This is a genomic window from Pseudoalteromonas sp. TAE79, from assembly GCF_000498015.1.
In the GTDB taxonomy this organism is placed as follows: Bacteria; Pseudomonadota; Gammaproteobacteria; order Enterobacterales; family Alteromonadaceae; genus Pseudoalteromonas.
The window spans coordinates 1-11,214 of record NZ_AUTL01000234.1 but is presented as its reverse complement, the minus strand read 5'-3'; the positions used below and the strand labels follow the sequence as shown (position 1 = coordinate 11,214).

Genomic DNA, 11,214 nt, shown 5'->3' with positions numbered 1-11,214 from the left:
AGATTATCTTCCCCTTAGTCAGGGTGATAAGGCATCTTTCAGCCTATCGGGTTTGCCAGCTTCGCTGGGCAAACAAAAAACCCAGTACGAATACTGGGTTTAGAGTAAAAAGTGTAAAGAATCTAATTACCTTTACACTGTAAAGGTTGGGACACTAAAATGGTTCCACATACTTAAGAGCAAAATAATTAATGTAAAGTTTCATAAAACCCCAATAAAAATAACGCACTGAAAATATTATTACCAAAAAAAATGCGGTAATGTAAAGTATTTTGTAAAATATAACTCAAATCAAGCAACAAATTTTAGAAAAGTCCAAGAACGGAGTAACTAGGATTGTAGCAAAGAAAAGTTGATATTGCCGTATTTGTTTATTTACTTTCGAGAAATCGAACAATTGCAAAATCCGGCTCACCTGAACCGCTGAGCCAATTTTTTAGGACCACCAATCTACTTTGTTTGGACCACTCAGTCATTTATACTGGACCATTCTGGTTCTGGCAGAAAACTATTTTCTAGTCATCACACATGAGAGGTCGTCGCTTCGTAATGACCAATCATGATCTGTATCTGATCATCATTAAATGATTAGCACCAGTGACCACAAAATAATGACTTAGTGATCTTCCCCCGATTTTGTAGACACTCAGCTTGCCTCTGAATATAATTTTTCATATTCATCAGGGGATACATTACCAAGGTGGCTATGCAGTCGTGTTCGATTGTAAAACATTTCTATGTAATCAAACAAATCAGCTCTTGCTTCGCTTCGGTTTGCGTACACTTTTCGTTTCACTCGTTCCGTTTTGAGTGAGTGAAAAAAGCTTTCTGCCACAGCATTATCTAAGCAATGGCCTCGGCGGCTCATACTCGGTATGAAGTTATGTACTTTTAAAAAGTCTCGATAATCCCCACTGGCATATTGGCTGCCTTGGTCGCTGTGCACGATGACTTGTGTTGCCTTAGGTCGTCGCCATACTGCCATGAGCAATGCCTTAACAACGATATCTAGGGTCATCGTCGGTTGCATTGACCAGCCAATCACTTTGCGCGAGAACAGGTCTAATACGACGGCTAAATACAACCAGCCTTCGTAGGTTTTGATATAGGTGATATCCGCCACCCACGCCTTATCAGGCTCGCATACCACAAACTGTTGCTGTAAATGATTATCGGCCGTCACTGATGGTGTCGTGGATTTAAAATAACGTCGTTTGTAGCCAATATTGGCTTTGAGTTTGGCTTGCTTCATCAGCTTCGCTATACGGTTTTCACTGCACTGCTCGCCCTGTCGTTTAAGCTCGTGGGTGATACGCGGACTGCCATACACGCCACCACTTTGCACATAACTTGCCTTAATGCATTCAAGCAAACGGACATTCTCTTGCTCTGCTTTTGATATAGGCTCTTTCAGCCACGCGTAAAAACCACTGCGGTGAACATTTAACACCCTGCACATCGTATTAACGCGGTAAACGTGGAGTCGTGATTTTATGAACGTGTACCTTTCTTTGACTCGCTTGCAAAGTACACTGCGGCCTCCTTTAGGATATTACGCTCTTCTGTCAGGCGCTTAACTTCTGCTTTAAGTTGACGTATTTCTTCTTGCTCTGCCGACTGACTGGCGGGCACTTTGGCCTTACTGACCCAGTAATAAAGAGACTTATCAGAGATACCCAACCGTTTGGCAATATCAGGAACAGAATGGCCTTTTTCAACCACTTGGCGAACGGCTTCTTGTTTAAATTCGTCGGTGTATTTTTTATTCATAACACGTTTTACCTTACTTCGGTTTCTAAGTAAAAAGTGTCTACGGTTTTAGGGGAAGATCACATCGGTCGCAGAAAAAAGAGCTTGCGGTTTGAGGGGATTCCAAGAGGTTCAGCTCGAACATTATTTTGGTAACAAAAGCCCCGCCAGATAGTGGTTGGGGGCTGAGTTAAAGTATTGTAAATCGTCGTTTATGATGTCACTTGAACAAATTGAAAAACAATATCCAGATTGATATCTCCGCTGACTCGTATTCTATACAAAAACCCCTCATCACCAGAAAATACTAGGATATTTCCTTCTTTATCTAGATGCCCATATCCGTGAGTCGCCAAGAAATCTTCACCTCTGTTTGTTAGTCTATCAACTTCCACACTATCAATTAAAAAAGGTGAATCAATATCATATGAAGGATGTTCTGTTAAAAAACGTCGAACCTTTTTAAAAATTATCTTTTTAGATAAGACACCAAGCTCATGTTGTAAGATTAGTTCTATTTCAGCGGCATCATAATCATAATTAATTATCTCAATTTGAAAACAGGTAAAGTCAAAATTTAATAGTTCTTCTACACCATGCATAATTCTAATCCTTACTGATCAAGCTTTTCACCAGTATCATGATTATCTAACCCATCACCATGTTCCAGTTTATTTCGATCTTTGTCTAATCTCGGGCGGTATTTACCAGAGCCATCTTGTTTATCTTGCTTTTTACCTGTGACTTTTACATTACCATCTTTATCAATATGAACCCTACTTCCATCGGGATGATAATATTTCGAATTCCCACCTTCCGTTTTTCCTTTATCTTCAAATCCGTTTTCACCCAAAATTTCCGCAGCTCCTTGTGGTGTTTCTCCTGTCAAATCAGGTAAATTTCCAGCAGCTCCAAAATCTGACTCTGAGGATTCATTGAAAACGGAGTTTACAAAATTCTCAATCCCTGTCTTAATTTTTCCACAAAATTCAATACAGCCCAATGCTACTCCAACGGATGCCGCCGCATAAACCGCAACAGTACCAGTAGCTACACCAGCTTCAATAATGCAAGCATCAGGGCAACGTCCATCGGGATCAGTATATTTATATGGATTATTATTCGCATAAGCATAACGATTAAAGCTATGAGTTCCCCTAAACCCAACTGGATCATTCGAGTAAAAACGTCCTATAACTGGATCATAGTATCGTGCCTGCATATAAATTAGTACGAACTACGATCCATTAACCTTTGTAAGCAACACTAAGTTTTCAGATGCTTGACAAGTCTTTCAGGAACAAAGTAAATATTCTGCTTGGCCCTAGTACAAGCGACATAAAATTTGTTTTTTGTCTGGGGTTTTAACTCTTCTAACTTCCCACTTTGAAAAAGTTTTAGTGTTGTATTATTTAAAACAATACAAATATTTTCGAAACAATCTAATCCTTTAGTAGCTCCCCAATTTTCTGTATACCCCTTGTACTTTCGACTATCTTGATAAAATAATTTTGCTGTTTCCGTGCAATTCATTAAGTCAATAGCTTGGTTCTTACATTCAATAAACTCAATATGCGTCTGGTCGCTTCGATGTGAATCAATATGTATTGATAATTTTTCTGTAACAAACTTACAAACAATTGGGCTACAACGGTGGCTTTTAGACAACAATTCCTCATCGACTATATAACCAACTTTTGTAAATTTTGCTTTGTACTTTTCATAGCAATCATGAAGTGACTTATTAACATTTCCATCTCTAGACGTATCAAATGTATGTTGATAAAAGTCTCCCACAAATAACTGGCTTATATTTGCTGGAAAAATGCTTAATAAAAAGTTGAAATCGTGCCCTGCAAAGTCTTGAACCTCATCAATACAAATGCTGTCAAAATACTTTTCTATACGTTGAATAACTTCATCTATAATGCCCAGTTGTTCGATTAGCTTTGCTATTCTATTGGAGTACAACCTATTGTGGCTATCGATATAGAACCTACTATCATTTCGTTTCATTTTTAATGTATTAAATGGAGGGACATGCCAATTAATACCTTTAGTTTTAAGCTCGTGACCGTATAGAGGTCTAAAACAAAATGAATACAAGAATTGAAAGTATGAGTACACTTTAATTCCAGAAGGAATTTTACCAAACTTTTGCATTATCCTATGCTTCAGGTTCGATAAATTATTGTCCGTATAAGTTAATATCAGCGTTTTAGAATCACTTCTTAACTCATTTATTATATGACTTGTTTTACCTGAGCCTGCTACAGCAAAAACTACTCGTTTATCCATTGGAAAGCTCTTTTGATGTAGTCAGGTGTCTCAATATGGTCAGCTTTCTTATCTAATAACTCAAATGCACAGTCAGCCTTGTTTTTCAGCATGAATTCTTGAACAGACAAAGCCCTCCGGCCCGCCAACCAAAGTTCATCGCAAACATCTTGATTTAAAGAATATAGACAAACTTCAAACGTATTATTGGTATTATCATCATCGTAGAAAATACCGATATTATCAGCCCTGTAGTCAACATAACCATCAACGCAGTTTGCTTGATAGTCTCCATCGTTGTCACGTATCACAGCGGTTCGTATACCTAAGATTTTTGCTATGTCTAGATACCTTTTAAAACTTGTACCACCAACTGAAATAACATGAATATTATTTGCTTCTAATGTAGAGCCAGATACAGATGAATAGAGTGAATCCAAAAGGATATATTCAGCATCGCCTTCTACTAATATGACCTTTGCCGACAGTATAAATTCTAAAACATTATTGTCGGGTGCTTTCATGAAGAATTTAGCTGTGTCTTCTGGTAAACCTTTCATGGTAAGAGGTTCGGCAGAAGAGCTATTTAGTAGAATAGCGTTGCGTAAATTTAATCTAGTGCTTATTAGGCTATTGTGAGTAGCAATAAAGATTTGTCTTGCATGTGACTCTGATATCCTGTGAACCAGCTTCTTCATATTCGTATGACTTAGGTGGTTTTCAGGCTCTTCTAACAATAATACGTCTATTGGCTTGCCTGCATCATGCTCTTTTAATGCAAACTCTGTTTTAATAAAACATTGCCTACCTTTTCCTTTGTTTTCGATAGGAACATCATCTTCAACAATATTCAGATCAGTTTCCAAATTTGATTTCGAGCCAGTTCTAAGAGAAAACTGATATTCATCAAGTTTGTCATTTATAGTTTTAAGGTTGGTTTCTGTGAAAGCTACTTTTTGTTGTCTATATTCATTTTTTAGCTTTATTCTCTCAGTTTGCTCAACAAAGTTGTCATATACCGACTTAATATATTCCTTGGTTGCATAGTCATTATTTATTTGAGAGCTATCTAAGGTTAGATGCTTTAGGAATTTTCTATAACCCGAATATGCTTGGCCTGAAAAAGTTGCAAAATTAACGACATAATATTCGAAAGGAAAGTTGCTTTCTGCTTGAGCTAAAACCTCTGATATTTCGTGAGTTAACTCTTCATTTGGCTCACATGTTAAAACCAGCCCATCACAAGCAACACCTTCGGAATTAACCTTTCCATTTAAATGAGGATTATCTTGATCATTCAAATACAGCTCAATACGAAGGGTGGGAAGATTTTCAATACTTTTATCTGAAACTAAAAAGTCATTGATAACTTTTTTGTTAAATAAATTATCAATGCCAATTGTTTCAATTTTAGATTTACTGCCACTTAGTACAAGCTCAATAGCGGAGAGTATGCTACTTTTCCCTGCCTCATTGTCACCAATCAATAAATTTACTTCTTCAGTAAATTGAACTTCAAAATTTAAAAATTTTTTAAAGTTAAACAGCTTAATTCTTTCGATGATTTTCATAACTTCCCTGTACCTCTTTATTCCATTCCGGTTATATTAACTCATTGTGCTAAAAGGCAAACTCTTTGGCAAGAATAAGGTATAAAACTAACTATCAAAACAACCCACTACCACCTTCAGCAGAAGGATGAGTCGCTTCGTAAACTTCTGACAACTTCTTACGGCTAACATGCGTGTAGAGTTGCGTTGTGAGGATGCTGGCATGGCCCAGCATTTCTTGAATGTGACGAAGATCAGCACCATTATCCAACATCGTTGTTGCTGTATTGTGGCGGTAAAGGTGGCACGCGCCAGTACGATCAAACCCAGCTAATTTCACGTACTGTGATGCCATATCAGACAATTTACCCGGTACATAGCGTTTGCCATTGTTAGCCAGAAACAGCGCCTTTCCTGAGCCGATGAAAGCAAACATTGGTCTGATCTTACCAATGTAGAAAGCTAACCACTCACATCCTCGCAGGCTAATTGGCACCAAACGTTCTTTTTTACCTTTGCCGTGAACGCGAACCAACTTGCTTTTGAAGTCGATATCATCAATATTCAGCTTAACCAATTCACCTCGTCTGATGCCCGTAGCAAAAAAGGTTTCAAGAATAGCGCGATCACGCAAACCTTTAATCCCGAACAGCAGTGGTTGCTCTAATATGGTTTCTATCTCTTCAACACTATAAAGTGCTTTGGGTATCTGTTCTCCTTTTGATGGGAGTTCGATATTTTCAAGCGAATTTGTTGGCAGCAGCTTTTTGATATGCATGACCTTTACGAATGTTTTAACAAACGTAAGTAAATTTCGTTTTTGAGCAGGGCATAGCGGCTGATTATCTAGCGGTTTGCGATATGCGTTTAGATAAGCAGCATAGTCATCCATCAAGTCAAGATCGATTTGGTCAATGCGCGTAACATTGCGGTCTATACACCAAAGAAAAAACTTCTTAAGACCGCCTCGTTTACCTCGCACTGTATCTGAGCTTTGCCCCTTTGCGAGACAAAGCTCAAAGTAGTACTTGGCACATCGCCATATCCGATTAGTGGTAGGTTTGTCCATGTATCAACTCTTTTGCATTTGACATACCTGTTTCCACATAAGCTTTCGGCTCTGGCTTGTGCCAATAGACAACTGCTTTGTCACCATTTCGGATGCGGCCTATACGATAACCAACAGCAGATATGATGCTGCCATTGTTATCTACAGTGGGTATTACAATGCAACCTCTGAATAGTTCATGCCCTGTTGCTCGAATTAACCCGCAACGTTGCAAGCTACCGCGAATAGAGGCCCCCTCAGGTGTTCGAGCCTTAGGGATGTTTGTGCCCATCGTGCGATCACAAAGACCGATACGTAAGTCAAATTTAAATTCATCGTCAATCCGACAACTGTTAACAACAAATTGTTGTGCCAAAGTGCTTGCCTGATAACGCTGCTGGTAATAATCGAATACCTGTTTGATATTGAGGTCATCAAGATTGATTTGGCCTAAAACATTAAGATAACTATCTAGTGGAATCGAGTTCATTTTAAGCCTCCTTGAATTCCCATTAACTTTCTGAACGACTCACCTTTCATATTGATTTTGTGAGCGCTGTGGACAATGCGATCTAAAGTAGAGTCCGCTATTGTCTCGTCCCCAAACGCATCATACCAATCACCGACTGGGTACTGAGAAGTAATAATCAAAGAGCCTTTTTGATCACGCTGTTCGATTAGCTCAAACAATGCATGGCGCTCAGTGACTGTAAGAGGAGCAATTCCCCAATCATCAATGACTAATAAAGGTACTTTTTTAACCTTGTTCAAAAATGTCGTGACTCCTTTTTCTGACTTATCGGCAGAAAGCTTAATGATTAGTTCGCTGAAGCGGCATTGAAAGGCTTCAACTGATTGCATAATAACTTCGTTTGAAAACGCACTAGCCAAATATGTTTTGCCCAAGCCAGNATGTGGCGGTGGTTATTTAACCATTCTAACTCGGCTAACTCCTTTATTACTGCTGGCTTTAATGACGTTTGAATTTTGTAATCAATCTCAGCAAGTGAAGCGTGTTTCCAACGAATGTTGGAGCGCTTTAGCAATCGAGCTATATGAGAATTTGAAGTTAAAGTAAGTTCTTCTAGTGCTAAGCCATGAAGCCGCTCAAAAAAACTCATATCTTCATATTTATCACTACTGCATTGGCGCTCTAGCTCTGCATTCATACCATTAAGTTTTAACTTAAGTAATATCTCGGAAATCTGTTTTTTAAGCGTCATAATCGCCTCCAAAGTAATCTTTACCACGAACATTTTCGTGCTTACGCACATATGCTGGTAGCTTATCGAAACCACCTTCGAGCTTTTGTGCGCTGATAATTAGATTGATATCTGTTGGTCTATCCATCTTATGCGCTAAAGCATACTCAACAGCTTTGGTAACAACATGTTCGCCACGTTTTTGCACCATATCCATTAATGCTTTGCAGCGTTTAGCTATTGGTCTGGATTTCGGATTGTTAGTTTCCGAATACCACTTTTCAACGATTGCAGTCACTGGTTCACTAATGTCCCGTGCCCATTCAAGATTTAGTGCTTTGTCACACATGTTGTGATCAGCTAAATGCTCAACTGGCATATGTTCTGGAATGGTTGTAGCCCCCATGATTTCTTGGCTCATTACATGTTTATAAACGAACTCATTTTGATAGGAGATGGAGAGGTGGGATTGTGTGATAACAACATCAACAATCTCGCCTGCAAGTGCATAGGGAACTGAGTATTCATGTTGCTTGTATTTAAAGTGGTAATTAGATTGAACACGAATTAACTTGCGTTCTACGACCATTGCAAATGGCAACGCAGGTAAACATCTTTGCTCTAAAATTTCACGCTCACCGAGGGCGAACAGGTCATTTCGGGAAATATCGAATCCTTGAAACTTTTCGTTATTCAGCAGCTCTACTTCTCGTGCTAAATGACGATTGATTTCGTGTAAGCTGAAAAAAGACATCTCCAACATCGGCACCAAAATGCGTTGAGTTACAAATTTCACGCCTAACTCAACCAAGGATTTATCTTGAGGGCGACCCACTCGGCAAGTATCCATCAAACAACCGTAGTGTAATCCCCACGCTTCAACATTATCGACTAAATTAGCGATAAGTCCGGCTTTATTGACTAACGCTTTTGCGTTGTCCATAGAGATAGTTTCAGGGCAACCTCCGTAATATTCAACAGCGCGGGTCATCCCATCTATCCAATGAATCGTTTTCTCACCCGCAGTCGCAAAAGCAAAAATCTTCTTAGAAGCGCCTAGTACAGCAACAAATACTTTAACCCATACTTTTTCACCATTGTCCGTGTAAAAGACTTGCGTCCCGCAGTAGTCGATATACAAGGTCTCTCCTGCCGCATGGTGCTGCTTCATCACAATTTTTACGCGCTTCATGACTTTATTTAGTTTTCGGAAGTATTGTGATTTGCTCAGCGCTGTTGATGGATCTTCGGCTTGATACTCTAAGAAAAGTATTGTGCGCGATTTACGTTTACCACGAGGCTTTCCAAGCTCCTGTAATGCTTTATTGTAATCAGGTTCTCGTTTGTCGTGGATTCGCTTAGACTCAATACGCAAAGCTTCTTTCGCTTCTGTATCATTGAATTGCTCAAGTAAAGGGTGGTCTACCCCGTAGCGCTCACAGCGTTTGTTTATTCTGTGAGTTGCAGATGGCGAAGCACCTGCAATTCTTGCTTGTTCTCGAACAGTGATGTGAGGCATGACAAATTTGGCTCTCACTGCTGCTCTAATGGTTGTTACTGGCATCATTATGATGTCCTCTTTTTAGGTGAAAAAGAGGCGCAGGCGGCACTGGCTCTCACACAATTAAGGTGAAAACTTGACAAAAGCCGCATTCAGAACAATGATTAAGCATCGAGAGTTCATTTCGATGTTAATTCAGAAAGCCTTTAGAGTTGCCGCTCTCAGGGCTTTTGTTCTTTCTACGCCATAATTTATTGTTAAACCAGATAAAACTACATCGAATTAGTCCTCTTTCTTAAACGCTTGTGCCGCTAAAAAAACACCAACATCTTTTACAAATGCAAACCAACCCCTTCGATTAGGTAATCGAAATATTGGTACAGGTAAAGTCTGCCTTTGAATGGCCTGTTTAACAGCAGCAATGCTGCGGTAATTCAAAGCACGTTGTAACTGGCTTGTATTGAGAATTGGTGAACCATACAAATTCAATAAATCTTGCTCTATTTGTGTCGCCAACAATTCCCGTTCTTCATCACACAAGGTTTGTATTCCTCCGTTTCATACAAGGGGTAACTTTTAGCCTATACTCATTTATTAAAAATCACATTGTCGCTTTTTTATACAATTCAATTTTCCAGCAATATGAAAAAAGGAGATTTATCACAATGAATTTAAATGTAATTTTTGAAAGCACAGTAAAAACTGCTTTATGACTTAAAACAAAGAATGAAATACATAATCAATAATTAAATGCCAATCATGTAATGAACGAATTAGCGAATTTCAAAGTCAGGGAGAGTAAAAGAGATAAATTAGCGAAAATGTACTTAACGCTTTCACCAGCAATACGTTCTGTAGCTTCTCAAACTACGATTCAACATCACCTAGCTGAATGCAGATTTGAAAACATGGCAATGTTTATCAAATCTCTTGAATATAACGACAGAGATCCGCTAACCAAAAAATATGGAAATTTTTGGTACAAACTACTGTCGGGCAGAGGTATCAAACACATTGGTAACTTGAAGCACTTTATTGAATCAATTTGTTGGTATTCCGCGCTTATACTGCGCCACGATCTATGGCTTTTCATTGATGGAAAGCTGGAAATAAAAGATGCCATTAAAAAACTAGATCGAGACTTAAAACGACAACTTTTTACAAAAAAAGCACTTAAAAGTAGAAGCTTTGAACATTCGATTGGCTCATTTAAGCAGTCTTACCATAGACAGCGCCTTAATTTATATCGTCAACAAACGTTAGGCTCACTAGAAGCACTAATGATTATTGCAATGCTGCAAACCCAAAAGTACCAACATAGCAGACCATCTTCAGCAGAGAAGTTTGCCTACGGCCAATTCTTGTATCTGTTTGGATACAAATACCAAGCGCTCAAAAAAATAGAAATAGGACATAAAATTGCTTTGCGTTTTTCAGGAAAAAGCGCGTTAGGTACAAGTGATACTTTGCGTCAGCGACTAACTTATGATTTTGAGAAGTTAGATGAGATAATTGCTATCGGTAGAAGCTGTAAAGTTGAAAACTTAGACCAATTTGTTAGTGACGAGATCTTAAAAAATATTCTTTCAAAACCCAACCATCTTTATTTTTATTCATAACCACAGATGCAATTACGTTGATCATTATTCGAAGGCTAACCTTAGCTTTGTTCCACTTATATGCTTTTTCTGTTTCGTCTTAATAAACACGTTGTTACACCTTAAAAGATCAAGCTGTCTTTTTTGATGGGAATATATACCTGTAAATTCGCATTCGAATGGCACACCAAACATCACCCTTTGGCACAACAGACATTTTTAAGCTGAAACACGATTTGTATTACCGTGGTACAAGCTTGTTTTAGCCACCGAAATTTTAATTAATATT

Annotated in this window: 12 protein-coding genes; 1 reads left to right on the top strand and 11 read right to left on the bottom strand. The window is 38.5% G+C overall.

Features of this window, described 5'->3' with window-relative positions:
- Positions 1 to 646: 646 nt before the first annotated feature.
- From L655_RS0118370 to L655_RS0118320, 11 genes are all read right to left on the bottom strand, one after another.
- Positions 647 to 1,770 (bottom strand): IS3 family transposase gene (locus L655_RS0118370; protein ID WP_241764518.1). Its coding sequence is split into 2 segments (ribosomal slippage): positions 647 to 1,539 and positions 1,539 to 1,770, totalling 1,125 coding nucleotides; the frame shifts between segments, so codons are not numbered across the junction.
- Between the two features lie 191 nt (positions 1,771 to 1,961).
- Positions 1,962 to 2,351 (bottom strand): hypothetical protein, encoded by a 390-nt coding sequence (locus L655_RS0118360; RefSeq protein WP_024605882.1) that lies wholly within the window; start codon positions 2,349 to 2,351, stop codon positions 1,962 to 1,964.
- 11 nt (positions 2,352 to 2,362) lie between these two features.
- The gene (locus tag L655_RS1000000128200; RefSeq protein ID WP_024605881.1) at positions 2,363 to 2,971 is read right to left on the bottom strand and encodes an RHS repeat-associated core domain-containing protein; all 609 of its coding nucleotides are present in this window, start codon (positions 2,969 to 2,971) and stop codon (positions 2,363 to 2,365) included.
- 44 nt (positions 2,972 to 3,015) lie between these two features.
- A complete protein-coding gene (locus tag L655_RS0118350; RefSeq protein WP_024605880.1) occupies positions 3,016 to 4,047 on the bottom strand; it encodes a helicase UvrD in 1,032 nt (343 codons plus the stop codon).
- Positions 4,032 to 5,597: a TOPRIM nucleotidyl transferase/hydrolase domain-containing protein gene (locus tag L655_RS0118345; protein ID WP_024605879.1), complete on the bottom strand. Its 1,566-nt coding sequence runs from the start codon at positions 5,595 to 5,597 to the stop codon at positions 4,032 to 4,034. The genes L655_RS0118350 and L655_RS0118345 overlap by 16 nt, the downstream gene beginning before the upstream one ends.
- Before the next feature lie 94 nt (positions 5,598 to 5,691).
- Positions 5,692 to 6,645, bottom strand: coding sequence for a tyrosine-type recombinase/integrase (locus L655_RS0118340; RefSeq protein WP_024605878.1), 954 nt, complete (start codon positions 6,643 to 6,645; stop codon positions 5,692 to 5,694).
- The gene (locus L655_RS0118335) at positions 6,626 to 7,114 is read right to left on the bottom strand and encodes a hypothetical protein (protein WP_024605857.1); all 489 of its coding nucleotides are present in this window, start codon (positions 7,112 to 7,114) and stop codon (positions 6,626 to 6,628) included. Before L655_RS0118335 ends, L655_RS0118340 begins: the two co-directional genes overlap by 20 nt.
- The gene (locus L655_RS1000000128430; RefSeq protein ID WP_275041164.1) at positions 7,111 to 7,485 is read right to left on the bottom strand and encodes an ATP-binding protein; all 375 of its coding nucleotides are present in this window, start codon (positions 7,483 to 7,485) and stop codon (positions 7,111 to 7,113) included. The genes L655_RS0118335 and L655_RS1000000128430 overlap by 4 nt, the downstream gene beginning before the upstream one ends.
- Positions 7,443 to 7,847 (bottom strand): ATP-binding protein, encoded by a 405-nt coding sequence (locus tag L655_RS1000000128425; RefSeq protein ID WP_024605855.1) that lies wholly within the window; start codon positions 7,845 to 7,847, stop codon positions 7,443 to 7,445. Before L655_RS1000000128425 ends, L655_RS1000000128430 begins: the two co-directional genes overlap by 43 nt.
- Positions 7,837 to 9,345, bottom strand: a complete 1,509-nt coding sequence (gene istA, locus L655_RS0118325) for an IS21 family transposase (protein WP_158000947.1) — start codon at positions 9,343 to 9,345, stop codon at positions 7,837 to 7,839. The genes L655_RS1000000128425 and istA overlap by 11 nt, the downstream gene beginning before the upstream one ends.
- Before the next feature lie 264 nt (positions 9,346 to 9,609).
- Positions 9,610 to 9,867 (bottom strand): hypothetical protein, encoded by a 258-nt coding sequence (locus L655_RS0118320; protein ID WP_024605853.1) that lies wholly within the window; start codon positions 9,865 to 9,867, stop codon positions 9,610 to 9,612.
- A gap of 224 nt (positions 9,868 to 10,091) precedes the next feature.
- Between L655_RS0118320 and L655_RS0118315 the strand changes: the two genes are divergently transcribed.
- Positions 10,092 to 10,946 carry a hypothetical protein gene (locus L655_RS0118315; protein ID WP_024605852.1) on the top strand — a complete coding sequence of 285 codons (855 nt, stop codon included), beginning with the start codon at positions 10,092 to 10,094 and terminating at the stop codon, positions 10,944 to 10,946.
- Positions 10,947 to 11,214 lie beyond the last annotated feature (268 nt).

Bases quoted from the DNA above. Each gene is read 5' to 3' on its own strand.
- L655_RS1000000128430 (WP_275041164.1), bottom strand. From the start codon at position 7,485: ATGCAATCAGTTGAAGCCTTTCAATGCCGCTTCAGCGAACTAATCATT.
- L655_RS0118335 (WP_024605857.1), bottom strand. From the start codon at position 7,114: ATGAACTCGATTCCACTAGATAGTTATCTTAATGTTTTAGGCCAAATC.
- L655_RS0118360 (WP_024605882.1), bottom strand. From the start codon at position 2,351: ATGCATGGTGTAGAAGAACTATTAAATTTTGACTTTACCTGTTTTCAA.
- L655_RS0118340 (WP_024605878.1), bottom strand. From the start codon at position 6,645: ATGGACAAACCTACCACTAATCGGATATGGCGATGTGCCAAGTACTAC.
- L655_RS0118350 (WP_024605880.1), bottom strand. From the start codon at position 4,047: ATGGATAAACGAGTAGTTTTTGCTGTAGCAGGCTCAGGTAAAACAAGT.
- L655_RS1000000128200 (WP_024605881.1), bottom strand. From the start codon at position 2,971: ATGCAGGCACGATACTATGATCCAGTTATAGGACGTTTTTACTCGAAT.
- L655_RS0118315 (WP_024605852.1), top strand. From the start codon at position 10,092: ATGAACGAATTAGCGAATTTCAAAGTCAGGGAGAGTAAAAGAGATAAA.
- L655_RS0118345 (WP_024605879.1), bottom strand. From the start codon at position 5,597: ATGAAAATCATCGAAAGAATTAAGCTGTTTAACTTTAAAAAATTTTTA.
- istA (WP_158000947.1), bottom strand. From the start codon at position 9,345: ATGCCTCACATCACTGTTCGAGAACAAGCAAGAATTGCAGGTGCTTCG.